This is a genomic window from Frigoribacterium faeni (assembly GCF_007988805.1).
In the GTDB taxonomy this organism is placed as follows: domain Bacteria; phylum Actinomycetota; class Actinomycetes; order Actinomycetales; family Microbacteriaceae; genus Frigoribacterium; species Frigoribacterium faeni.
This window is the reverse complement of the sequence record NZ_BJUV01000019.1, coordinates 41034-64716: the sequence shown is the minus strand read 5'-3', so window position 1 is coordinate 64716 and position 23683 is coordinate 41034. Positions and strand designations below refer to the sequence as shown.

24 protein-coding genes, 1 tRNA gene and 1 pseudogene are annotated in these 23683 nt (G+C 71.3%); 16 read left to right on the top strand and 10 right to left on the bottom strand.

The window, feature by feature from the left end:
- The coding region (locus FFA01_RS10385) for a UbiA family prenyltransferase (protein WP_146855782.1) at positions 1-600 on the bottom strand (600 nt) is incomplete at its 3' end.
- A 222-nt stretch (positions 601-822) separates the two neighbouring features.
- Entirely contained in the window at positions 823-1032 is a 210-nt protein-coding gene (locus FFA01_RS10380) for a DUF3072 domain-containing protein (RefSeq protein ID WP_244289800.1), read from the bottom strand.
- A gap of 176 nt (positions 1033-1208) precedes the next feature.
- On the opposite strand from FFA01_RS10380, the gene FFA01_RS10375 reads away from it, so the two are divergent.
- The 3 genes from FFA01_RS10375 to FFA01_RS10365 are packed head-to-tail and all read left to right on the top strand — an operon-like array spanning position 1209 to position 3186.
- Positions 1209-1670: a MaoC family dehydratase N-terminal domain-containing protein gene (locus tag FFA01_RS10375; RefSeq protein WP_146855778.1), complete on the top strand. Its 462-nt coding sequence runs from the start codon at positions 1209-1211 to the stop codon at positions 1668-1670.
- Positions 1667-2098 (top strand): MaoC/PaaZ C-terminal domain-containing protein, encoded by a 432-nt coding sequence (locus FFA01_RS10370; protein WP_146855776.1) that lies wholly within the window; start codon positions 1667-1669, stop codon positions 2096-2098. The genes FFA01_RS10375 and FFA01_RS10370 overlap by 4 nt, the downstream gene beginning before the upstream one ends.
- The gene (locus FFA01_RS10365; RefSeq protein ID WP_280178073.1) at positions 2095-3186 is read left to right on the top strand and encodes a UDP-N-acetylmuramate dehydrogenase; all 1092 of its coding nucleotides are present in this window, start codon (positions 2095-2097) and stop codon (positions 3184-3186) included. The genes FFA01_RS10370 and FFA01_RS10365 overlap by 4 nt, the downstream gene beginning before the upstream one ends.
- On the opposite strand, the gene FFA01_RS10360 is transcribed toward FFA01_RS10365, so the two are convergent.
- From FFA01_RS10360 to FFA01_RS10340, 5 genes and pseudogenes are all read right to left on the bottom strand, one after another.
- The gene (locus FFA01_RS10360; RefSeq protein ID WP_146855774.1) at positions 3183-3866 is read right to left on the bottom strand and encodes a response regulator; all 684 of its coding nucleotides are present in this window, start codon (positions 3864-3866) and stop codon (positions 3183-3185) included. The genes FFA01_RS10365 and FFA01_RS10360 overlap by 4 nt on opposite strands.
- Complete coding sequence (locus FFA01_RS10355; RefSeq protein ID WP_146855772.1) at positions 3863-5080, bottom strand: sensor histidine kinase; 1218 nt, start codon at positions 5078-5080, stop codon at positions 3863-3865. Before FFA01_RS10355 ends, FFA01_RS10360 begins: the two co-directional genes overlap by 4 nt.
- Positions 5081-5126: 46 nt before the next feature.
- The gene (locus tag FFA01_RS10350) at positions 5127-5936 is read right to left on the bottom strand and encodes an ABC transporter permease (RefSeq protein WP_146855770.1); all 810 of its coding nucleotides are present in this window, start codon (positions 5934-5936) and stop codon (positions 5127-5129) included.
- A 359-nt stretch (positions 5937-6295) separates the two neighbouring features.
- Positions 6296-6853 (bottom strand): annotated as a pseudogene (locus tag FFA01_RS16480) (ABC transporter ATP-binding protein); the annotation flags it as partial.
- A gap of 102 nt (positions 6854-6955) precedes the next feature.
- Entirely contained in the window at positions 6956-8158 is a 1203-nt protein-coding gene (locus FFA01_RS10340) for a pyridoxal phosphate-dependent aminotransferase (protein WP_146855765.1), read from the bottom strand.
- 235 nt (positions 8159-8393) lie between these two features.
- On the opposite strand from FFA01_RS10340, the gene FFA01_RS10335 reads away from it, so the two are divergent.
- From FFA01_RS10335 to FFA01_RS10310, 6 genes are all read left to right on the top strand, one after another.
- Positions 8394-8466 (top strand) — tRNA-Trp (locus FFA01_RS10335).
- 99 nt (positions 8467-8565) lie between these two features.
- On the top strand, positions 8566-8847 hold the full coding sequence (gene secE / locus FFA01_RS10330) for a preprotein translocase subunit SecE (RefSeq protein WP_146855763.1): 282 nt from the start codon (positions 8566-8568) through the stop codon (positions 8845-8847).
- Positions 8848-8932: 85 nt separating this feature from the next.
- The gene (nusG, locus tag FFA01_RS10325) at positions 8933-10030 is read left to right on the top strand and encodes a transcription termination/antitermination protein NusG (protein WP_146855761.1); all 1098 of its coding nucleotides are present in this window, start codon (positions 8933-8935) and stop codon (positions 10028-10030) included.
- 97 nt (positions 10031-10127) lie between these two features.
- The gene (rplK, locus tag FFA01_RS10320) at positions 10128-10559 is read left to right on the top strand and encodes a 50S ribosomal protein L11 (RefSeq protein WP_123546698.1); all 432 of its coding nucleotides are present in this window, start codon (positions 10128-10130) and stop codon (positions 10557-10559) included.
- Positions 10560-10677: 118 nt separating this feature from the next.
- A complete protein-coding gene (gene rplA / locus FFA01_RS10315; protein WP_146855759.1) occupies positions 10678-11367 on the top strand; it encodes a 50S ribosomal protein L1 in 690 nt (229 codons plus the stop codon).
- Between the two features lie 968 nt (positions 11368-12335).
- Entirely contained in the window at positions 12336-12872 is a 537-nt protein-coding gene (locus FFA01_RS10310; RefSeq protein ID WP_146855757.1) for a GNAT family N-acetyltransferase, read from the top strand.
- Positions 12873-12882: 10 nt separating this feature from the next.
- Here the strand turns inward: FFA01_RS10310 and FFA01_RS10305 are convergent, their stop codons facing one another.
- From FFA01_RS10305 to FFA01_RS10295, 3 genes are all read right to left on the bottom strand, one after another.
- Positions 12883-13848 carry an NADP-dependent oxidoreductase gene (locus tag FFA01_RS10305; protein WP_244289799.1) on the bottom strand — a complete coding sequence of 322 codons (966 nt, stop codon included), beginning with the start codon at positions 13846-13848 and terminating at the stop codon, positions 12883-12885.
- Positions 13849-14034: 186 nt separating this feature from the next.
- Positions 14035-14748 (bottom strand): YqaJ viral recombinase family protein, encoded by a 714-nt coding sequence (locus FFA01_RS10300; RefSeq protein ID WP_244289798.1) that lies wholly within the window; start codon positions 14746-14748, stop codon positions 14035-14037.
- Positions 14749-14815: 67 nt separating this feature from the next.
- Positions 14816-16006 (bottom strand): ROK family transcriptional regulator, encoded by a 1191-nt coding sequence (locus FFA01_RS10295; protein ID WP_146855755.1) that lies wholly within the window; start codon positions 16004-16006, stop codon positions 14816-14818.
- Positions 16007-16180: 174 nt separating this feature from the next.
- Between FFA01_RS10295 and FFA01_RS10290 the strand changes: the two genes are divergently transcribed.
- The 7 genes from FFA01_RS10290 (at position 16181) to FFA01_RS10260 (ending at position 23675) form a co-directional block, all read left to right on the top strand.
- Positions 16181-16918 (top strand): sugar phosphate isomerase/epimerase family protein, encoded by a 738-nt coding sequence (locus tag FFA01_RS10290; RefSeq protein WP_244289797.1) that lies wholly within the window; start codon positions 16181-16183, stop codon positions 16916-16918.
- A complete protein-coding gene (locus tag FFA01_RS10285; protein WP_146855751.1) occupies positions 16915-18063 on the top strand; it encodes a Gfo/Idh/MocA family protein in 1149 nt (382 codons plus the stop codon). Before FFA01_RS10290 ends, FFA01_RS10285 begins: the two co-directional genes overlap by 4 nt.
- Positions 18064-18242: 179 nt before the next feature.
- Positions 18243-19568 (top strand): extracellular solute-binding protein, encoded by a 1326-nt coding sequence (locus FFA01_RS10280; RefSeq protein ID WP_146855749.1) that lies wholly within the window; start codon positions 18243-18245, stop codon positions 19566-19568.
- Between the two features lie 76 nt (positions 19569-19644).
- The gene (locus tag FFA01_RS10275) at positions 19645-20643 is read left to right on the top strand and encodes a carbohydrate ABC transporter permease (protein WP_146855747.1); all 999 of its coding nucleotides are present in this window, start codon (positions 19645-19647) and stop codon (positions 20641-20643) included.
- A complete protein-coding gene (locus FFA01_RS10270; protein ID WP_146855745.1) occupies positions 20636-21475 on the top strand; it encodes a carbohydrate ABC transporter permease in 840 nt (279 codons plus the stop codon). The genes FFA01_RS10275 and FFA01_RS10270 overlap by 8 nt, the downstream gene beginning before the upstream one ends.
- Positions 21472-22614 (top strand): Gfo/Idh/MocA family protein, encoded by a 1143-nt coding sequence (locus FFA01_RS10265; protein WP_244289796.1) that lies wholly within the window; start codon positions 21472-21474, stop codon positions 22612-22614. The genes FFA01_RS10270 and FFA01_RS10265 overlap by 4 nt, the downstream gene beginning before the upstream one ends.
- 47 nt (positions 22615-22661) lie before the next feature.
- Positions 22662-23675, top strand: coding sequence for a sugar phosphate isomerase/epimerase family protein (locus FFA01_RS10260; protein ID WP_146855743.1), 1014 nt, complete (start codon positions 22662-22664; stop codon positions 23673-23675).
- The last annotated feature ends 8 nt before the right edge of the window (positions 23676-23683 follow it).

The following is a 23683-nucleotide window of genomic DNA, read 5'->3' as shown; positions in this document are numbered from 1 at the left end:
GAGCCCCGCTCGGGCGCGACCGAGCCGGTGCGGCAGGCCGACCACGCCCGTCCGGGCGTCGTCGGCCAGATCGGGGAGCACGTTCGTGAAGTGGATCGCGATGCCGAAGACGGCGCCGACTCCGATCGCCCACGGGGCGGGACCGGACGGAGGCGCCGTCGAGAGCGTCACGACGGCGGGCAGCGCCCCGAACGCGACGACGAAGGGCACGACCGATGCGGGCGTGCTCTTCAGGCCGGCGTTGTAGGCGAGGCCCGACGCGACGAGAGCAAGGTGAGCCAGCCCCGCGGCCAGGCTCAGCGTGAAGGGGAGGATGACACCCACCACCCCCGCGATCACGACGAGGGCGCGGACGACAGGGACGCGGACGGCGCCCTGCGCGATGGGCTTGTCGCGACGTCCGACGCGCCGATCGCGGTCGGCGTCGATCAGGTCGTTCGACCAGCCGATCGCGAGTTGTCCGGCGAGAACGGCGATCGCGACGACGACCAGTCGTGATCCGTCGAGCCCGACCGCGAGGCCGAGGACGACGGCGAGGACGGTGACGGTGAGGGTCGGGCCGGGATGCGAGGAACGCATCACCGCGACGACGCCGCTCATGGACGGGCTCCGACGAGCCTCGGTGGACGACGGCCGAAGGAGTGGAGCGTGTCCGGGCCTGGGGAGGACCGGACACGCCCCTCGGCGGCCGTCGGTCGTGGGAACGAGTGGATCAGAACCAGCTCCAGACCGGGTGACGGACGCCCACGTCGAGTTACCATCCCAGACGTGCCTGAAGTGTACGGCCGAGGGGTCGTCGAGGGAAGGGTCCGAGCGGGCGGGTCAGGCGCCGCGGCCGGTCTTCTGCTGCAGGCGGTCGATGTGCTCGCTCGCCTCGGCCTTGGTCATGTCGGCGGGCAGCTCCTCTCCGGCCTCGCGCGCGAGGGTGTCGAGGTAGCTCTTCTGCGGGCCGGTGATCGGCTCGTCGCCGGTGACCCATTCCTCCGGGTCCTTCGAGGCGGTGTTGGAGGCGTCGGGGCGTTCGCCGCCCAGGGTCTCGCCGCTCGGGGCCGAGGGGGACGCCTCGGACGTGTCGGTGGCGCCTTCGGCGGCGGCCGGGTCGACGGGGGTGATGTCGGGATCGATGTTCGAGTCGCTCATGCCGTGACCGTACGCCGTGCCACCGACACCCGGCACAGCGTCGTACCCCGCTCGCTAGACTCGACGCCGTGTCTGTGAACCCCGATTTGCAAGGGCGGGTCTTCCCGCCGGCGCCGCCGTACCTGGTGGGCCGAGAGAAAGTGCGCGAGTTCGCGCGGGCGACGGGCTCGACCAGCCCGCTCTCGCTCGACGTCGAGGCCGCCCGTGCGGCGGGTCACCGCGACGTCGTCGCGCCGCCGACCTTCGCGGTCGTCGTCCAGGAGGCCACGCTCGCGCAGCTGCTGGCCGAGCCCGACGCGGGCATCGACTTCTCGCGCGTCGTCCACGGCGAGCAGCGCTTCACGCTGTCCCGGCCGATCGAGGCCGGCGACGAGCTGACGGCCACGCTCACCGTCACCGGCGTCAAGACGCTCGGCGGCAACAGCATGGTCACGGCGTCCTCCGAGATGCTCGACGCGGACGGCCGACACGTCGTGACGGCCGTGTCGACGCTCGTCGTCCGGGCCGACGAGGTCGGGGGCGCCGCATGACCGCGCTCGCCGTGGGCCAGGTCGTGGCCGAGAAGACCTACCCGCTCACCCGCGACTCCCTCGTGCGGTACGCCGGCGCCTCGGGCGACTTCAACCCGATCCACTACCGCGACGACGTGGCGGAGTCCGTCGGTCTCCCCGGGGTCCTCGCCCACGGCATGCTGACGATGGGCACCGCGGTGCAGCCCGTGGTCGAGTGGCTCGACGGAGCGGGCGACGACGCCGGCGTGCTCGGCTGGATCTCCGACTACCAGGTGCGGTTCACCCGCCCGGTGGTCGTCCACCCGGTCGACGGCGCCGAGATCTCGATCACCGCGACCATCGCGCGCCTGGACGAGGCGGCGTCGACGGCGCGTGTCGACCTGACCGTCCTGTTCGGCGGGCAGACGGTCCTGGGCAAGGCCCAGGTCGTGGTGACGCTGGCGTGACCACTCTCGCGGGCCTCACCACCATGCAGGTGGGCGGCGAACCCGCCCGCTACGTCGAGGCCACGACCACCGATGAGCTCCTCTCCGCCGTGCGCGAGGCCTGGACGACGGGAGAGCCCTGGTTCGTCCTCGGCGGGGGGTCGAACACCGTCGCCTCCGACGAGCCCTTCGACGGCACCGTCATCCGGGTGGCGACGCGAGGGGTCGAGCGCATCGCGTCCGACGACGGGCTCGTCCATCTCCGCGTCGCGGCCGGCGAGCCGTGGGACGCCCTCGTGGCGTACACCGTCGAGCAGGGCTGGTCGGGGCTCGAGGCCCTCAGCGGCATCCCCGGCTCGACGGGCGCCTCGCCGATCCAGAACATCGGCGCCTACGGCCAGGAGGTCTCGTCGACCCTCGTCGCGGTCGACTTCCTCGACGACGACACGGGCGACTTCGTCCGCATCCCCGCCGCCAACCTCGCGCTGGGCTACCGCACGAGCGTCTTCAAGAAGGGGCGCCGCGGCGTCGTCACGGCGGTCGAGTTCGCCCTCTCCGACCTCGACCGCATGAGCGAGCAGGTCGCGTACCCGCAGCTCGCACGGGCCCTCGGGGTCGACCTCGGCGCCAGGGTCTCGGTCGCCGACGTGCGATCGAGCGTCCTCGCCCTCCGCGCGGCCAAGGGCATGGTGCTCGACCCCGACGACCGCGACACCGCGTCCAGCGGCTCGTTCTTCACCAACCCGATCGTCTCGCGTTCCGCGGCGGCCGAGCTCCCCGCCGACGCCCCGCGCTGGCCGCTCGAGCCCGAGGCCGAGGCCCGGGTGGTGCCCCTGGGCGACGAACCCGCGCCGCCGCCGCCCCCGCGGGCCGGTTCGGTCAAGCTGAGCGCGGCGTGGCTGATCGAGCACGCCGGCATCGGCAAGGGGTTCCGCCTCCCGGGATCGGGCGCCGCGATCTCGTCCAAGCACACCCTCGCCATCACCAATCGCGGGTCGGCGACCGGCGACGACGTGGCCGAGCTGGCGCGCTACGTGCAGCAGCGCGTCGCCGCCGAGTTCGGAGTCGTGCTGCAGCCCGAGCCGGTCCTGCTCGGTCTCGCGCTCTAACCCCGTCGACCGGACGGCAGGTACCCGCGCTCGAGCGCGAGGGTGACGGCACGGGTCCGGTCGTTCACGCCGAGCTTCTCGAACACGTGGAGCAGGTGCGTCTTGACCGTCGCCTCGCCGACGAACAGCCGGCGGCCGATCTCGGGGTTCGAGCAGCCTTCGGCCACGAGCGCCAGCACCTCGGTCTCGCGCGGACTCAGCGGACTCGACGGCCGGGCCGGTCCGGCCTCGGCCTGCGCCCGACCCACCAGGCGCACGGCCATGGACGGCGCGAGCGCGACCTGACCGGCCACCACGGCTCGGAGCCCGGCGAGGAGCTCGTCCTCGGGCGAGGCCTTCAGCAGGTAGCCGCTCGCTCCGGCGGCGATCGCTCCCAGGATGCTGTCGTCGGATTCGTACGTGGTCAGGACGACGATCCGGGTGGCGGGTCGGCGGGCGAGCACGGCCTCGGTCGCGGCGACCCCGTCGAGTCCCGGCATGCGCAGGTCCATCACGATCAGGTCGGGTTCGAGCGAGGCGGCCAGCTCGACGGCCTCGAGACCGTCGCGCGCCTGCCCGACCACGACGAAGTCCCCGGTCGTGGCGAGGAGCGCGGCGATGCCCTGACGCACGATCGGGTGGTCGTCGGCCACGAGTGTGCGGTGGGGCGCGGTCCGCACGGGCGATCCGTCCGCGGTCATGCGGCCACCGCCGGAGACAGGGGCAGCCGGGCGGCGACGAGCGTGCCCGAGCCGTCCGACGAGACGTCGAGGCGGCCGCCGGAGAGGGCGAGACGCTCGCGGAGGCCGTCGAGGCCGAAGCCCGTCGAGGGGACCGTCGGATCGAACCCCGTCCCGGCGTCGGCGACGGTCAGCAGCGCCGAGTCCCCGTGGGCCGACAGCGCGACGTGCGCCGAGACGGACGCGCTGTGCTTGCGGACGTTGGCCAGCGCCTCCTGGGCGCATCGGATCAGCACCACCTGCAGGTCGCGGGGCAGCTCGACCTCGTCGGCCGCCACGGTCACGACGATGCCGCTCTCGCGCTCGAAGCGCTCGCCCAGCCGGCGGAGGGCGGCCGCCGCGTCGTGTCCGGAGAGACCCGAGGAGGCGGTGGCCGCGACGAGCGTGCGGGCGTCGGTCAGCGCCTCCCGCCCGGCCGACTCGATGACGTCGAGGCGGTCGAGGGCGCCCTGGACGTCGCCGGCCGCCAGGGTGCTGCGCGTCTGCTGGGTCAGCATGACGACGCCGGTGAGGCTCTGCGCGATGGTGTCGTGGATCTCGCGGGCCAGCCGCTCGCGCTCGGCGCTCGTGCCGATGTCGCGGTTCCGCGCCGCGAGCTCGGCCTGGGCGTCGCGCAGGTCGTCGAGCAGACGACCGCGCTCGGCGCCGATCCGGGCGATGCCCGTGATCCAGAGTCCGAGGGCGATGCTGAAGACGAGCGAGAGCGCCTCGCTCGTGACCGCCGTCGTCACGGCCTCGGCCGACCAGCCGAGACCGACGACGAAACCGAGCGAGATGGCCAGGCAGAGGGCGACGTTGGCGACGATGGCGGATCGGGTCGTCGGCAGGATCGTCCACAGCGCGGGCATCAGGAACGCCTGCACGACCGCGAGCTCCGGCGTCGCACCGACGGCGACCCCGCCGACCACGACGAGGGCGGCCACCGCGGCCACCGACGAGGTCGAGAGCAGACCGTCGTCGCGACGGATCACCGGGCGGGCCAGGCCGAACCACGCGGCGAGGATCAGGCCGACCGCGACGAGCGAGGCGGGCATCCGGGCGCTCGACGACGTGACCGCGAGGACGACCATCACGATCAGCGTCACGGCGAGGCCGGCGTCCCACCAGCGCATCGAGATCGCGGTGCGGGAGCGGCTCTCCCGCTCGGCCCCGGCCCGTGCTCGCTCGTCGTCCATCTGCGTCACGTTAGCGCGCCGCCGCGGTCCCGCCGGGTCGTCACGGTCACGCGTCCTTGCGGATCCAGCGGAACGTCAGCACCGAGGCGACGGCACCCGCGACGAGCCACACCACGAGCCACAGCGCGACCCCGGGGAGGTCCCACGAGCCGCCCGCCTCGGCCGCGGCGAAGGTCTCGGGCAGGAACACGCTGCGCATTCCCTGCGCCAGCCACTTGAGAGGGAACACCGACGCGAAGGACTGCAGCCAGTCGGGCAGCTGGGTGAAGGGCAGGTAGACGCCCGAGACGAACTGCAGCACGAGGGTGATCGGAACGATCACGGCCGTCGCGCTCTTGCCGCTGCGGGGCACCCGCGACAGGGCGATGCCGACCAGGGCCGAGGTGGCGATGCCGAGGAGGTAGACCCAGGCGAAGGTGAGCCAGGAGCCGGCGTCGGTCGGCAGGGGCACGCCGAAGGCGACGCGGGCCACCAGGACGAGCAGGGCCACCTGCAGCAGGCTGGTGACCAGCACCTGGCCGAGCTTGCCGATGAAGTACGACGTCACCGGGAGGGGAGTGCCGGCGAGCCGTTTGAGGGTGCCGTCGCCCCGCTCGAGCGCGATGTCGACGGCGAGGTTCTGCACGCCCGAGAGGAGGATGCCGGCCGCGATCATGCCGGGCAGGTAGAAGGCGGCCGCTCCGACCTCCGTGCCGTCGGGACGGGTGCCGAACGACCCCGACGCACTGAACGCGGTGGAGAAGATGGCCAGCATCACGACGGGGAACAGGAACGTGAAGAACACGGTGTCGCCGGCGCGGAAGTACCCGCGCACCTCGTACCGGGTGCGGCTGACGCCGAGCGCCAGCGCCCTCACGAGAGCACCCCCGCCGAGGAGGCGCGGTGCCGGTCGTCGCCGCCGGTCGCGTCCCGCTCGGCGTCCGTGGCCCGTGCGGCTGCCGCGACGAGGTCGAGGTAGACGTCCTCGAGCGACGGGCGGATGACCTCGAGCGAGCGGGGCTCGCCTCCCTCGGCGTGCAGGCGGGCGACGAGCGCGCCCGGTTCCGTCGTGCGGACCTCGTGCGGGCCCTCCGAGTCGGTCCACACGACCCGAGGCGTCCGCGCCTCCTCGTCACCGAGCTCGTCGGGCGGGCCCTGGGCGACGAGTCGGCCCTGGGCCACCACGGCGACCCGGTCGCTCAGGTGCGCGGCCTCGTCGAGGTAGTGCGTGGTCAGGACGATGCTCGTGCCGTCCTCCGACAGCGAGCGGATCAGCTGCCAGAACCGCCGGCGCGCCTCGGGGTCGAACCCGGTGGTCGGCTCGTCGAGGAACAGCAGCTCGGGGTTGCCGACCACGCCCAACGCGACGTCGACCCGACGTCGCTGACCGCCGGACAGCGAGCGGATCCGTGCACCCGCCTTCGACTCGAGACCGACGGCGGCGATCACCTCGTCGACGTCGCGCGGACGGGGATAGAACCCCGCGAAGTGCGCGATCTGCTCACGGACGGTGGCCGTCCCCTGCTCGCCCGAGGTCTGCAGGACGATGCCGAGGCGGGCCTTCCAGTCGAGGCCGCCGTGCTGCGGGTCGACGCCGAGCACCGAGACCTCGCCGCCCGAACGGTCGCGGTAGCCCTCGAGGATCTCGATCGTGGTCGACTTGCCGGCTCCGTTCGGCCCGAGGAGGCCCAGCGTCTCGCCGGCGGCGACCTCGAACGAGAGGCCGTGCAGGGCCGTGGCCGCGCCGTAGGACTTGGTGAGGTCGTGCACTCGCACGACGGGCTCTGATGTCATGGCACCAGCCTGCGTCGCCGAGGCCGCCCGCACCAGGCCCGACCGGTCGAGCCCGGGTCCACCGATCGGTGGACCCGGGCTCGGGGGAGTTCGGCCGGATCGTCAGGCGAAGAGACGCTGCAGGCGACGGACGCCCTCGAGGAGCTCGTCGTCGCCGAGGGCGTACGACAGGCGGAGGTAGCCGCTCGGGCCGAAGGCCTCACCCGGCACCGTGGCGACGTCGGCCTGCTCGAGGATGAGGTCGGCGAGCTCCAGAGAGGTGGTCGGGGTGACGCCGCCCCACTCGCGGTTCAGCAGCCCGCGCACGTCGGGGTAGACGTAGAAGGCGCCCTCGGGGGTCGGAGTGACGACGCCGTCGATCGCGTTCAGCTCTCGGACGATGGTCGTGCGACGGGCGTCGAATGCGACCCGCATGGCCTCGACGTCGTCCTGGGGGCCGGTCAGCGCGGCCAGGGCGGCGCGCTGCGACACGTTCGAGACGTTCGAGGTCAGGTGCGACTGGAGGTTCGCCGCGCCGGAGATGACGTCGGCCGGGCCGATCATCCAGCCGACGCGCCATCCGGTCATGGCGTAGGTCTTCGCGACGCCGTTCACGAGGATGGTCTGGTCGGCGAGCTCGGGGACGGCCTGGGTGATCGACGTCGCGACCACGCCGTCGTAGGTGAGGTTCTGGTAGATCTCGTCCGTGACGACCCAGACCCCGTGCTCGAGGGCCCAGCGGCCGATCGCCTCGACCTCGGCGGGAGAGTAGACCGCGCCCGTGGGGTTCGAGGGCGAGCAGAAGAGCAGCACCTTGGTCTCGTCGGTCCGGGCGGACTCGAGCTGGTCGACGGTGACCCTGTAGCCCTGGTCGGCCCCGGCGAACACCTCGACCGTGACGCCGCCGGCCAGCGAGATGGCCTCGGGGTAGGTGGTCCAGTACGGAGCGGGCAGCAGGACCTCGTCGCCGTCGTCGAGCAGGGCCTGGAACGCCTGGTAGACCGCCTGCTTGCCGCCGTTGGTCACGATCACCTGCGAGGTGGTGACGCTCGTGCCGCTGTCGCGGAGGGTCTTCTCCACGATGGCCTCGCGCAGCTCGGGCAGACCGGCCGCCGCCGAGTAGCGGTGGTTGCGCGGATCGCGGGCCGCGACCACCGCGGCCTCGACGATGTGCTCGGGGGTGGCGAAGTTCGGCTCGCCCGGGCCGTAGCTGATGATCGGGCGGCCGGCGGCCACCAGGGACTTCGCTTTCGCGTCGACCTTGAGGGTAGCGGACTCGGCGATGGACGAGATGCGGGACGAGAGACGGCGGGCTGGCGTGGTCACGGCGTCAGCCTAGCCGCGGCACGGTTCCCGTGACAGGAGACGACCGCGACGTCGTCGCGGTCGGCCGTGCGGGGGACGCCGCCGCCGCCGACCCGCCGGTGTCGGCCCGGCTTTACACGCCCCCGCGGCGTCGCCTACACTGGTCCAGGCGGTCGACGATTGCCAAGCTTTTGCGCGCCTCACGGTGTCGTGTCCCGCTCTTCGCGAACGGGGTCGAGCTTGGTGTCGACGCCGAAGGGCGGTGGCTCAATTGGTAGAGCAGCGGTCTCCAAAACCGCAGGTTGCAGGTTCGAGTCCTGTCCGCCCTGCAGCCCGGCCGGGGCGTCGCGACTGGTCCACCAGAGACTCAGCGCGGCGGCCCGGATCACGGACACAGGCCCTCGGGCCGAGCTCGGAAGGTACCCACAGTGGCGAGAAAAGACGTTGACGTTCCCAGTGAGGACGTCGTCGACAAGGCGAAGAAGGACAGCGCGACACGTCGTGGTCCCTTCGCCCGGATCGCGCTGTTCATCCGCCAGGTGATCAACGAGCTCAAGAAGGTCGTCACCCCGACGCGCAAAGAGCTGTTCAGCTACACGGGCGTCGTCCTCGTCTTCGTCGTCATCATGATGGCTCTGGTGAGCGGCCTCGACACGGTGTTCGGCATCGTGGTCGGCTACGTCTTCGGCAACGGCCCCACCGGCAGCTGAGTCCGGCGTCGTCCCGACGCCACACGAGATTCGCCGCCTCCCGATGGTCGGCCGATCCAACCCCCACGAACGGAAGTAGAACCCTTTGCCTGACAACGAGCGCGACGACATCGATCTCGCCACCGCTGCTGAGCAGTCCTCCGAGGTCGAAGAGGCCCAGGAGGGCGGCACGCTTGCCGCCGACGAGGACGCCGTCGAGTCCGCCGAGAGCGAGGCCGTGCACGTCGTCGACGAGGGCGAGTCCGGCTCCGACGACACCGGCGACCTCGACGGTCTGCTCGACTCGCTGGCCGAGGCCCGCGACCCTGAGGCCGACGCCATCGTCGACGACGCTCTCGACATCGATGACGCCGCCGAGGCGGAGGCCGCCGTCGAGGCGACCGACGACGAGGCCGACAGCGAGGGCGAGGCCCTCGCCGCCGAGGGCGACGCTCTCGGGGCGGACGCCGTCATCGCCGAGGCCGAGCAGTCCGTCCAGGACGCCGACGCGCAGGCCGCCTTCGGCGACGACGTCCTCGACAGCGACGACGTCGCGACCGACGACGACGCCGAGCCGGTCGAGGTCGACCCCTACGAGGCCTTCCGCTACGAACTGCGCGGCAAGCCCGGCAAGTGGTACGTCATCCACAGCTACGCGGGCTTCGAGCGTCGCGTCAAGCAGAACATCGAGAACCGCATGGTCTCGATGACCATGGAGGACTACATCTACCAGGTCGAGGTCCCGATGGAGGACGTCGTCGAGATCAAGAACGGGCAGCGCAAGCTGGTCACCCGCGTGCGGATCCCCGGCTACGTGCTCGTCCGCATCGACCTCAACGAAGACAGCTGGTCGGTCGTCCGCCACACCCCCGGTGTCACCGGCTTCGTGGGCAACGCGCACAACCCCACGCCCCTGCGCTTCGAGGAGGCCTTCAACATGCTGAAGAGCCTCGTCCAGGTCGACACCACGCCGGCTCCCGCCAAGGGCGGTGCGAAGGGCGGAAAGCAGGCCCAGCGCGTCATCCCCGCCGAGGTGGACTTCGAGATCGGCGAGACGATCACGATCAAGGAGGGCTCGTTCGCGGGTCTTCCCGGTACGATCAACGAGATCAAGCCCGAGAGCGGCAAGCTCACGGTGCTCGTCTCGCTGTTCGAGCGCGAGACCCCGGTCGAGCTCAGCTTCGATCAGGTCACCAAGCTCTAGCCCACATACTTATAGATCACCGGAGTCCGTCCGCGGACCACCGGGAGAGCCGATCGCGACCGCGACCGGCTCGACACCCACAAGAAGGAAAAGAAGAATGGCACCGAAAAAGAAGGTCACGGGTCTGATCAAGCTTCAGATCAACGCCGGCGCCGCGAACCCCGCCCCGCCCATCGGCCCGGCCCTGGGTCAGCACGGCGTGAACATCATGGAGTTCTGCAAGGCCTACAACGCCGCGACCGAGTCGCAGCGCGGCAACGTCGTCCCCGTCGAGATCACCGTCTACGAAGACCGTTCGTTCACGTTCGTCCTCAAGACCCCGCCCGCCGCGGAGCTCATCAAGAAGGCCGCCGGCGTCGCCAAGGGCTCGTCGACCCCGCACACCGACAAGGTCGGCAAGCTCACCATGGACCAGGTCCGCGAGATCGCCACCACCAAGCAGGCCGACCTCAACGCCAACGACATCGACGCCGCGGCGAAGATCATCGCCGGCACCGCCCGCTCCATGGGCATCACGGTCGACGCGTAGTCACCCGCCGTCACGGCACCCGCCGCGTCGGCCGCACGGCCGTCGCAGCACCGAACAGACATCCGTGGGAGAGCCGGCCAGGCTCGTTACCGCACTCTCGAAATCAGGAGATTTCCACATGGCTCAGAAGTCCAAGGCGTACCGCGCCGCTGCCGAGAAGATCGAGGCAGGCAAGTTCTACAGCACCAGCGAGGCCGTCGCCGTCGCCCGTGAGACCGGCTCCAAGAAGTTCGACTCGACCGTCGAGGTCGCGCTGAAGCTCGGCGTCGACCCCCGCAAGGCCGACCAGATGGTCCGTGGCACGGTCATCCTGCCCCACGGCACCGGCAAGACCGCTCGCGTCATCGTCTTCGCGACGGGTGCCGCGGCCGAGGCCGCCATCGCGGCCGGCGCCGACGAGGTCGGTGGCGACGAGCTCATCGAGAAGGTCGCCGGCGGCTACACGTCGTTCGACTCCGCCGTCTCGACCCCCGAGCTCATGGGCAAGGTCGGTCGTCTGGGTAAGGTCCTCGGCCCCCGTGGCCTCATGCCCAACCCGAAGACCGGCACCGTGACCCCCAACGTCGCGCAGGCCGTCAACGACATCAAGGGCGGAAAGATCGAGTTCCGTGTCGACAAGCACAGCAACGTGCACTTCGTCATCGGCAAGGCCGGCTTCTCGGAAGAGCAGCTGAACACCAACCTCGACGCCGCGCTCGACGAGGTCGTCCGCCTCAAGCCGTCCTCCTCGAAGGGCCGTTACATCACCAAGGGCACGCTCTCGACCACCTTCGGTCCCGGCATCCCCCTCGACATCAACGTCTTCTAGGCTCCGGTCTCGATCACACGATCGTCACGACAGGCCGTCCCGCTCTCCAGCGGGGCGGCCTTCGTCGTCCCCGCCGTGGGGCCCCGTCCACCCCACACGGGTGCGGTCCCACCCGAGCCGGGACGCCGTCTGCCGTGCCCTGTGTGCCGGGTGCCGTCTACGGACTCGTCGGCCCTCCACGCTGTCGGCAACTCCTGCGCCCTGCGCCCGCGGCCGTTCGTCGCACGCGTGTCGCGGGGTGTCTGCGGCAGGAGTGTGGAGTTGCCGACGCCCGCTTGGTAGTACCGCACCCGTGCGCGCCCGGTCGGTAGTACCGCCCCCGTGCGCGCCTGGTCGGTAACTCCGCACCCCTCCTCTGCGCCCCCGGTCGGTAACTCCGCACTCTTGCGCCCGCAGCCGTCCGTCGCAGGCGTTTCGCGGGGTGCGTGCGGCAGGCGTGCGGAGTTGCCGACGCCTGGTCGCCCCAACTCCGCACCCGTGCGCGCGGTCGCTAACTCCGCACCTGTGCGCGCCCGGTCGGCAACTCCGCACTCCCGCGCCCGCGGCCGTTCGTCGCAGGCGTGTCGTGGGGTGTGTGCGGCAGGGGTGTGGAGTTGCCGACGCCCGGTCGCCGACTCCGCACCCGTGCCCCCGGCCGGTAATTCAGCACCTGTGCGCGCCCGGTCGGTAACTCCGCACTCCTGCGTCCGCGGCCGTTCGTCGCAGGCGTGTCGTGGGGTGTGTGCGGCAGGGGTGTGGAGTTGCCGACGCCCGGTTGCCGACTCCGCACCTGTGCGCGCCGGTTCGGTAACTCCGCACTCGTGCGCCCGCGGCCGTTGGTCGCCGGGGTGTCGTGGGGTGTGTGCGGCAGGGGTGTGGAGTCGCCGGCGTGCGGGAGGGGCGAGGGCGGCCACGATCCGGCGGCAGGAGAGCAGGGCTGCCGAGCGGCTGCGCGAGCCGAGTGCGGCCGGGTGCGGCACGATGGGCGGGTGACCGTCTCCATCCGCCTCGCCGTCCCCTCCGACGCCCGCGCGCTCGCCCACGTGGCCGCCGTGACCTTCCCGCTCGCCTGCCCTCCCGGGACGACCCTCGTCGAGATCGCGCGGTTCGTGGTCGAGAACCTGAGCCAGGATCGTCTCTCCGAGTACATCGCCGACGCCCGCCGCACGGTGCTCGTGGCCGTCGACGAGGACTCCCTCGACCTCGTCGGCTACTCCATGCTGGTCGAGGGCGAGCCGACCGACGGTGACGTCGCGCGCGCCGTCGAGGCCCGTCCGACGGCGGAGCTGAGCAAGTTCTATCTCATGCCCGACGTGCACGGCAGCGGCGTCGGCGGGCGTCTCATGACGGCCACCCTCGAGGTCGTGAGCACGGGCGGGGCCGAGTCGGTCTGGCTCGGCGTGAACGCCGAGAACGGCCGGGCCCAGGCCTTCTACGCGAAGCACGGTTTCGAGCAGGTGGGGACGCGTCGATTCGTCGTCGGCGGTCGCACCCACGACGACCTCGTCTACGAGTGCGCCCTCTAGCGGTGCGGGCTCATTCGTCGGCGACCCGGAGGACGAGCTTGCCCCGGGTGTGGCCCTGCTCCAGCCGTCGCTGGGCGTCAGCCGCGTCGGCGAGGTCGTAGACGTCGTCGACGTACACGTGGACGTCGCCTGAGTCGAGCAGGCGGCCGATGACGGCGAGCGTCGCCGCGTCAGGAGTCACGGCGAAGCCGGTCGCCCGCAGTCCTGCGTCCGCCGCCCGGCCGACCAGCGCCTCCCGGTTCGAGGACGGTGCCTGCACCATCAGCCCGCCGGGCCGCAGGACGGCCAGCGAGCGGGTCGCCACCTCGTCGTCGTCGAGGAGGTTGAGCACGACGTCGACGTCGCGCGTCGTCCGATCGAACTCGGCCGACGAGTAGTCGACGACCTCGGCGGCACCGAGCTCCCGCAGCCAGCCGGAGTTCCGCTGCGACCCGGTCGCGACGACGTGCGCGCCGAAGTAGGAGGCGAACTGGACGGCGAAGTGCCCCACCCCGCCGGCGCCGGCCTGGATCAGCATGCGCTGACCCTCGTGCGCCTTGGCCACCTCGACCACCATGCCCCATGCCGTGAGCGCGGCGAGCGGAACGCCGGCCGCCTCGACGTGCGACAGCGACGCGGGCTTCCGCGCCACCGACATCGACGGCACGCTGATGTACTCGGCGTAGCTGCCGCCGCCCCGCGGGAACGTCCCCATGCCGTAGACGGCGTCGCCCGGACGGAGCGGATGCGCCGCGTACGGCGTCTCGACCACGACGCCGCTGAAGTCGTGTCCGAGCACGGCTGGGAACGTGGCGAGGGCGGCGCCGTCCGCCCTGCCCTCGCGCGCCTCCACGTCGCACCGGTTGACGCCCGCTGCCGTGACCTTGACCAGCACCTCGCTGCCGACGCGCTGCGGCCGGGGGACGTCCCTGGCGACGAGACGGTCGGGTCCGCCGACCTCCTCGATCACCATGGCGTGCATCGTCGTCGGCGTCATCGCTCTCCCCTGGACTGGTGGTGCGCGGTGCAGAGCAGGCGCGTGGTCGCCACCAGTAAAGAGCGGACGTGAGTCGGTCGTGTTTCGTCGGTGTCACTGGCGCGCAAACTATCGCGCCGGCGGCCCGGAGCGGGCTCCGCGTCGAGGTCGGGAGGGGGCGGACGACCCCCGTGGCCCGCGGCGGAGTCAGTGCAGCGGGTCGTAGGGCGGCGGCACGTAGGCCCGCCGTCCGGGTGCGAAGGGGTCGACGGGAGCCTGCCGGGCGAGGGTGTCGAGCACGCGATCGGCGAGGTCGACGAGTCGGTGGATCTCGTCGTCGTCGCGATCGACCCATCGGCACAGGGGGACGTCGTCGACGGGCACGAAGTCGAGGTGCTGCTCCCACACGACGAGGGTGCGCTCGGCGCCGAGCACGTACTGCTGCCAGAAGACCTGGCGCAGGTAGGTGCGGGGGATGCTCGACCAGGCCTTCTTCGTCGTCTTGATCTCGCAGAGCTCGACGCGGCCGTCGTCGCGGACCACGACGCCGTCGGGGGTGGCGAGGTGACGGCGCTGCTGAGCGGCGTGGAAGAGACGCGAGCTGGGGGCGATGCCGTGCTCGTCGAGCACCCAGCGGGCGATCTCCGGCTCGCGGGCGCGCCCGTGATCGGTGTACGCGTTGCCGCCGAACCCGTTGCCGTAGAGCTTGTCGAGGACGACCGCCTGTACCGCCCGCGGGCTCGACAGACGGGCCACGTCGGTGGCCGTGATGCCCTGGCTGCGGGCCCGCAGCCAGGCGATGCGGTCGGACGAGTCGGCGAGCACCCGGTCTTCGTGGGCGGCCCGAGGCACGGGTCGAGGAGGCGCGGTGACGGTCTCGTCGTCGTCCCACAGCGAGAGCATGGGCTGGACGACGGTCATGCCTCCATTGTCCCTCGTGCGGAGCGCGTGGTCGACCCGTCCGCGGTGCCGTGTCGCCGCCTGCGGGTCAGACCGCGGCCGCGAGCTCGTCGATCGCGGCGGGGGAGAGGGCGTGGTGGATCGCGAGCATGCTGGCCCCGATCATCGCGGCCCGGTCGCCCGAGCGCGACTGGACGATGCTGAGATGCTCGGTGGCGAGCGGCATCGACCGGGTGTAGACGATCTCGCGGACGCCCGCGATCAGGTGCTCGCCGGCCTGGGCCATCGAGCCCCCGATGGCGATGACCGAGGGGTTGATGACGTTCACGCAGGCGGTGAGCACCTCGCCGAGGTCGCGGCCCGCCTGTCTCACGGCCTGGATGGCGTCGATGTCGCCGCGGCGCACGAGCTCGATGACCTCGCGGCCGCCGGCGACGTCGTGGCCGGACGCCCGCAGGGCGCGGGCGATGGCGGGCCCCGAGGCGACGGCCTCGAGGCAGCCGACGTTGCCGCAGTGGCACGCGATCCCCGCGCCGCGGGGGATCTGCACGTGGCCGATGTCGCCCGCGATGCCCTGGGCGCCGCGCTGCAGGCGGCCGCCCGAGATGATGCCCGACCCGATGCCGGTCGCGACCTTGACGAAGAGGAAGTGGTCGGTGTTCGGGAAGGAGTGGCTCCGCTCGCCGAGGGCCATGATGTTCACGTCGTTGTCGACCAGGACGGGCACGTCGAGGTGGCGTCTCACCCAGCCGGGCACGTCGAAGCCGTCCCAGCCGGGCATGATCGGCGGGTTGACCGGGCGGCCGGTGCTGAACTGCACGGGGCCCGGCAGGCCGATGCCGACGCCGATCAGGTCGGCGCGACTGCGTCCGTAATGCGAGAGCAGGGCGTCGGCGGTGGCCACCATCGCGGTGAGACCGGCCTCGGGGCCGTCGGCGATGTCGATCTCGGTGCGCCGGCTGACGAGCTCGTCGCCCATCAGGTCGGTGAGCGCGAGGTTGAGGTGGCCGGCGCCGAAGTCCGCACCCAGCACGACACGGGCGGAGGGGATCAGCGCGACCCGCGAGGGCGGTCGACCTCCCGTCGAGACGGCGTCGGCGAACGGGCCGACGAGGCCCAGCTCGGTGAGGGCGTCGAGGCGCAGGCCGATCGTCGACCGGGCGAGGCCGGTCATCGTCGCCAGCTCGGCCCTGGTCCGCGGGCGACCGTCGCGCAGCAGCTGGAAGAGCTCGCTGGCCCCGGTGCTGCCGAGGGCGGACGACCGGGTCGTGTCGGACATGGGAGCAGTAAAGCACAGGCTCAGGTGACGATCGAGACAAGGTCGTCGATTCGTGTCGACTTTTGCTTGCGCGTCGACAGAAGCGGTCCTATGGTGAGTTCCGATCACCGGCGATCGACTCCCGAACGGGGGTGGTTCGCCGCTGCCACCACCACTCGAAGAGGAGTCCACCAGGTGACCACACCGATCTCGGTCCAGCTCTACACGGTCAGAGGGGCCATCGCGGCCGATCTGCCCGGCACCCTCCAACGACTCGCCGACATCGGCTACACCCAGGTCGAGCCCTGGGGCTTCGTCGAGCGGGTCGACGAGTACGCCGAGGCGCTCCCCGCGGCCGGCCTCGTCGCTCCGAGCGCGCACGCCAAGCTCGTGGGGCAGGACCTCGAGCCGATCTTCGAGGCCGCCGTGCGACTCGGGGTCGGCACCGTCATCGACCCGCACATCGACGAGACCCGCTGGATCACCCGCGAGGACGTCGAGGCCGTCGCGGCCGAGCTGGGCCGGGTCGCCGAGGCGGCCAAGGCCCACGGGCTCACGGTCGGCTACCACAACCACGCCTTCGAGCTCGAGAACCTCATCGACGGCACCCCGGCGCTCGAGGTCTTCGCGGCGGCGCTGCCCGCCGACGTGGTGCTCGAGGTCGACACCTACTGGGTGGAGGTCGGCGGCGTCGACGCCGCCGAGCTCCTCGCCCGCCTGGGAGATCGCGTGCAGTTCCTGCACGTCAAGGACGGCCCCAAGACGAAGGACGACACCGAGCAGGTGGCCGTGGGCCGGGGCGACATGCCCGTCCGCGACATCCTGCGCGCCGCACCGCAGGCGCTCGCCGTCGTCGAACTCGACGACCACGTCGGAGACGTCTTCACGGCGCTCGAGCAGAGCTTCGCGTTCCTCGAGGGGGTGCGCGCGTGACCGACACGACCACCGCCTCCTCGACCTCTTCCCTCGGCGCGGCGAAGACCGGCCCGGTCGGCGTGGGCCTCATCGGCGCCGGCGTCATCAGCGACCAGTACCTCGGTAACCTCACGCGGTTCCCCGACCTGCGAGTGCTGTTCATCGCCGACATCGACGAGGCGCGCGCTGCCGCGCAGGCCGAGAAGTGGGGCGTGCCGGCCAGCGGCTCGGTCGACGAGCTGCTCGCGGTCGACGACGTCGAGATCGTGGTCAACCTCACGATCCCCGCGGCGCACGTCGAGGTCGCCCTCAAGGCCGTCGCCGCCGGGAAGAACGTCTGGGGCGAGAAGCCCTACGCCCTCGACCGCGAGAGCGGGGCCCGACTGCTCGCCGCCGCCAAGGAGGCGGGCGTGCGCGTGGCCGTGGCCCCCGACACGTTCCTCGGCGCGGGCCTCCAGACCGGCCTGCGGGTCGTGCGTCGCGGCGACATCGGCACGCCCCTGACCGGGCTGGCGCTCTTCCAGGTGCCCGGCCCGGAGTCGTGGCACCCGAGCCCGGAGTTCCTCTTCGCCCACGGCGCCGGCCCGATGTTCGACGTCGGCCCGTACTACCTGACCACGCTCGTCCAGGTCTTCGGGCCGGTCGCCAAGGTCACGGCCACGGCGTCGAAGGCCCGCGAGACCCGGGTGATCGGCTCGGGTCCGAAGGCGGGCACCGAGTTCCCCGTCGAGGTGCCCACGCACATCAGCGCCCTCCTCGAGTTCGAGAGCGGGGCGAGCGCGCAGGCCGTGTTCAGCTTCGACTCCAAGCTGGCCCGCGCCGGCTTCGTCGAGATCGCCGGCACGACGGGCACGGCGGTGTTCCCCGACCCGAACGAGTTCGAGGGCGACACCGTGGTGCACACGGGCGCCGACGAGCCCACGGTGGTCGCCGCGAGCGGGTCCACGTTCACCCGCGGCACGGGGGTCGCCGAGCTGGCTCAGGCCATCCGCGGCGGCCGTCGGGAGCGCGTCCCCGGCGAACTCGCCTTCCACGTGCTCGACGTCATGGTCTCGCTCGCCGAGTCCGCCGACCGCCACGAGGGCGTCGTCGTCGACTCGACCCTGGAGCCCACGCCCGAACTGCCCGAGGACTGGGACCCGTCCGTCCCGACCCTCGGCTGACACCGTCACGGGTGCCGTCCTCGACGGCGAGGTCGGCACCCGGACGCGACACCCTCCCCTACCCCCGATAAGCACCACCGCACCACCGCACCACCGCACCACCGCACCGCACACAGCACCACCAGCTCGCTCCCCGCTCGAAGAAGAGAAATCTCGAAGATGAGACACCAGGAGAAGTCATGAGAACGAAGTTCCGTTGGATCGCGGCACTCGCCGTCGGAGTCGTCGCCGCAGGGTCGATGACCGCCTGCTCGGCATCCGGCAGCGATGGCGACAGCGACACGATCACGTACTGGGCCAGCAACCAGGCCCCCACGGTCGAGAAGGACGCAGAGATCCTGCAGGAGTCCATCGACCGCTACACGGAGGAGACCGGGGTGAAGGTCGACCTCGAGGTCATCCCGTGGTCCGATCTCTACAACCGGATCCTCACCGCCGTCTCGAGCGGCGAGGGCCCCGACGTGCTCAACATCGGCAACACCTGGGCCGTGTCGCTGCAGTCCAGCGGGGCCTTCGTCCCCTGGGAGGGCGACGCGCTCGACGCCGTCGGCGGACAGGACCGCTTCGTCCAGTCGAGCTTCGCCACCGGCGGCGCCGAGGGACAGGCGCCCACGTCGGTCCCGCTCTACGGGCTCGCCTACTCGCTGTACTACAACACGGCCATGTTCGAGGCCGCCGGCATCACCGACCCGCCGGCCACCTGGGACGAGTTCGTCGAGGACGCCAAGAAGCTGACGATCGACACCGACGGCGACGGCACCATCGACCAGTGGGGCGTCACCATGGCCGGGTCGAGCATCTCGAACAACTCGCACCAGGCGTTCGTCCGCGGGCTGCAGAACGGCGGAGCGCTCTACGACGACAGCGGCGAGCCCGACTTCGCGAACGACGGCGTCGTCGCCGGCGTCAAGGAGTGGGTCGACCTGATGGCGGTCGACAAGGTGGTCTCGCCCTCCGACGCCGAGAGCGTCAACGGCTCGGACATGGCGGCGACCTTCGCCGACGGCCAGGCCGCGATGTTCTTCGACCAGGCGCCCGACGCCAACCTCGCCGCGCGTGACTTCACCGACTACGCCGCGGCGCCGGTGCCGATGGAGACCGCCGACGCGACGGACCTCCTCGGCACGCAGAGCCACGTCGCCGGCATCAACATCAGCGTGTTCGACAACTCGGACAACAAGGATGCGGCGATCGACTTCGTCAAGCACCTCACGAGCGACGACGAGCAGGTCTACCTCAACCAGGCGTTCAGCTCGCTGCCCGTCGTCACCAGCGCCTACGACGACCCGGCGTTCCAGTCGGACACGATCAAGCTGAAGCAGGTCACGCTCGCCGACCACGCTCAGCCGATGCCCCTCTTCCCCTCGGAGGGACAGATGGAGACCCTGGTCGGCACGGCCATCAAGGGACTCCTCGCCACCGCAGCCCAGGGCGGCTCCGTCAGCGAGGCCGACGTGAAGTCGGCGCTCGAGGACGCGAACAGCCAGATGAGCACGGGTCAGTAACCCGACCCACCGCCGCAGGTCGGGGCGGCCGGTCCACGCGACCGGCCGCCCCGGCCGAGGCCCCGAGAGGACCCTCATGACCGTCAACGTGCTGCCCCCCGCCACCTCCGAGAAGGACACCCCGCCCGACCCGCACCAGCAGGCTCCCCTCGAGCCCGCGAAGCGCAGGAAGCACCGCTCGCCGCTCGCCTACATCCTGGTGACCCCGGCCGCTCTGGCCGAGCTGCTCGTCCACATCATCCCGATGGTGCTGGGCGTCTGGATCGCCTTCATCACCCTGAACCAGCTCAGCATCGCGAACTGGGTCAACGCCCCCTTCGTCGGTCTGCAGAACTTCGTCACCGCTCTCGATCCGAGCTCGCCCATCGCGGGTCAGCTCTACGGGGCCCTGGGCCGCACCCTCCTGTTCACGGTGATCGTCGTCGCCATCGCCTGGAGCATGGGCATGCTCGGCGCGGTCCTCCTCACCAGCTCGTTCAAGGGCCGTGGCGTGCTGCGCACGCTGTTCCTCGTGCCCTACGCGCTGCCCTCGTACGTCGGCACCATCGCGTGGGCGTTCATGTTCAACCAGCGCGACGGGGCCATCAACCGGTTCCTGGTCGACGACCTGGGCATCCTTCAGGACCGCCCGTTCTGGCTGCTGGGCGGCAACTCGTTCTGGGCCATCGTCATCGTCACGGCCTGGCAGTTCTGGCCCTTCGCGTTCCTCATGCTGCTGGCCGCGCTGCAGAACATCCCGGGCGACGTCTACGAGGCGGCGAGCCTCGACGGCGCGAGCCTCTGGAAGCAGTTCACCCAGATCACGCTCCCCATGGTGAAGCCGGCCAACGCCGTCCTGCTGCTGATCATGAGCCTCTGGATCTTCAACCAGTTCAACGTGCCCTACGTCCTCTTCGGGCCCGCGTCGCCCGAGCAGGCGACGCTGATCTCGCCGCTCATCTACCAGCAGTCCTTCAACAACTGGAACTTCGGCCTGGGCGGTGCGATGAGCGTCATGCTCCTGGTCGTGCTGCTGATCGCGTCGGCGTTCTACATCCGCATGGTGCTCCCGAAGGGACAGAACGACAATGATTGAGACGCGCGGCTTCAAGATCTTCCGGTTCTTCGGACTGGCGTTCCTGTCGATCGTCGTGATCGTGCCGCTCTACGTGGTGCTCACGACGTCGATCAAGCCGCTGGCCGACGTGCAGGGGCTCTTCACCTGGATCCCCTCCCGCGTGACCCTCGAGCCGTACCTGCAGATCTGGCAGACCGTCCCGCTGGCCACGTACTTCAAGAACAGCCTCATCGTGACGGTGTCGGCCACGATCCTCTCGGTGGCGATGGCCGTGCTGGCCGCCTACGCCCTCGCCCGGATGCGGTTCCGCGGGCAGCGGAGCTTCAGCCTGGTCGTGCTCTCGACGCAGATGTTCCCCGGCATCCTGTTCCTGCTGCCGCTGTTCCTCATCTTCGTGCAGATCCAGCGCACGGTCGGGGTGCAGCTGACCGGCAGCTACCTCGGGCTCATCATCACCTACATGACGTTCTCGCTGCCGTTCTCCATCTGGATGCTGACGGGCTACTTCGCGTCGATCCCCAAGGAGCTCGAGGAGGCCTCGATGATCGACGGCACCGGCCGCCTCGGCGCGCTGTTCCGCGTCGTCATCCCGGTCGCCAAGCCGGGCATCATCGCCGTCGCCGTCTACGCGTTCATCACGGCCTGGGGCGAGGTCCTCTTCGCCTCCGTGCTGACCAGCAAGGACACCCGCACCCTGTCGATCGGTCTCCGGGCCTACGCCTCGCAGCAGGACGTCTACTGGAACCAGCTGATGGCGGCCTCGGTCGTCGTCTCGCTCCCGGTGCTCATAGGCTTCATGCTCGTGCAGAAACACTTGATCACCGGGCTGTCGTCCGGGGCCGTGAAGTGACCGACCTGGGGGAGGTCGCGGCGGTCGGGGTGGCCGAAGCGACCGCGGGAGGCGCGGTGCCGGTCGAGCCGTTGCGCATCGGCATCGTGGGCGGGGGCTTCATGGCCCGTGTGCACGCGGCCGCCGCTCGGTCGGCCGGCGCCCGTGTGGTGGCGCTCGCGTCGTCCAGCGCCTCCCGCGCGGCGGAGGCCGCGACCCTGCTGGGGATCGACACCGCCCACGACAGCGTCGACGATCTCGTGCGCGACCCCCGTGTCGACGTGGTGCACGTCTGCTCGCCGAACGCGACGCACGCGCCCGTGGCACTCGCGGCCCTCGACGCCGGCAAGCACGTCGTCTGCGAGAAGCCGTTGGCCACCTCGGCGGCGGACGCCCGCGCCCTCGTCGACGCCGCACGCGAGCGGGGCCTCGTCGGGGCGGTGCCGTTCGTCTACCGCTACCACCCCCTGGTGCGCGAGGCGCGCCACCGGATCGCCCGCGGCGGGGTCGGACGCGTGCTCAGCATCCGGGGCACCTACCTGCAGGACTGGCTGCTGGGCAGCGACGACGTCGACTGGCGGGTCGACGCCGCCGCGGGCGGCCCGTCGCGGGCGTTCGCCGACATCGGCAGCCACCTGGTCGACCTGCTCGAGTTCGTCGTCGGCGACCGTCTGGCGCGGCTGACCTCGACCACGAGCCGGGTGCACGACAGTCGCGGGGGGACGGCCGTCGACACGGAGGACGAGGCCGCGGTCCTGTTCGAGACGAGCCGAGGCGCGATCGGCACCCTCTTCGTGTCGCAGGTCGCCCCGGGGCGGAAGAACCGCCTCCTCCTCGACGTCTCGGGCACCGCCGAGAGCCTCGAGTTCTCGCAGGAGGAGCCCGAGACGCTCTGGGTCGGCCGGCGCACGGGCAGCCGGCTCGTCGCGCGCGACGCGGCGGTGCTGTCACCCGACGCGGCCCGCCTCTCCACCGTGCCCGCCGGTCACCCGATGGGCTACGTCGACGCGTTCGCGGGGTTCGTCCGCGACGCCCACGCCGCCGTCCGGGGTCCGGCGCCCGAGGGTCTCCCGACCTTCGCCGACGGCCTCCGCGCCGCGCAGGTCACCGAGGCCGTGCTGGCGTCGGCCGAGTCCCGAGCCTGGGTCGACCTGCCCTGAACGACCCGCACGCACCCCACCGACACCGCGCACCGAGAAGGACCCCCATGACCGAGAGCTCCCGTCCCGTCACCCTCTTCACCGGCCAGTGGGCCGACCTGCCGTTCGAGGAGGTCGCCGCGCTCGCCGCGGGCTGGGGCTACGACGGGCTCGAGATCGCGGCGTCGGGCGACCACCTCGACCTCGAGCGCGCCGACCAGGACGACGCCTACCTGCGGTCGCGTCTCGAGGTGCTCGACCGGCACGGCCTGAAGGTCTGGGCGATCTCGAACCACCTGACCGGGCAGGCGGTCTGCGACGACCCGATCGACTTCCGCCATCAGGCGATCGTCCGGCCCTCCACCTGGGGCGACGGCGACCCCGAGGGGGTGCGTCGGCGCGCGGCGGAGGACATGAAGAGGGCGGCCCGCGTCGCCCGCAAGATGGGCGTCGACACCGTCGTCGGCTTCACCGGCTCGAAGATCTGGCCCTACGTCGCGATGTTCCCCCCGGTCCCGGCGAGCGTGATCGACGCCGGGTACCAGGACTTCGCCGACCGCTGGAACCCGATCCTCGACGTGTTCGACGCCGAGGGCGTGCGCTTCGCCCACGAGGTGCACCCGAGCGAGATCGCCTACGACCACTGGACGAGCGTGCGCGCCCTCGAGGCGATCGAGCACCGCTCGGCGTTCGGCTTCAACTGGGACCCGTCGCACCTGCTCTGGCAGGGGGTCGACACGGTGTCGTTCATCACCGACTTCGCCGACCGGATCTACCACGTCGACTGCAAGGACACCCGGATCAAGCCGCCGACCGGCCGCTCGGGCGTGCTCGGCTCGCACCTGCCCTGGGGCGACCCGCGGCGCGGGTGGGACTTCGTCTCGACCGGGCACGGCGACATGAACTGGGAGGACGCGTTCCGCGCCCTCGACTCGATCGGCTACGACGGCCCCATCTCGATCGAGTGGGAGGACGCCGGCATGGACCGCCTGCACGGCGCACCCGAGGCGCTGGCCCACATCCGCTCGCTGCTCTGGCGGCGACCGAGCGCCTCCTTCGACTCCGCCTTCTCGAACCAGTGACGCGGTAC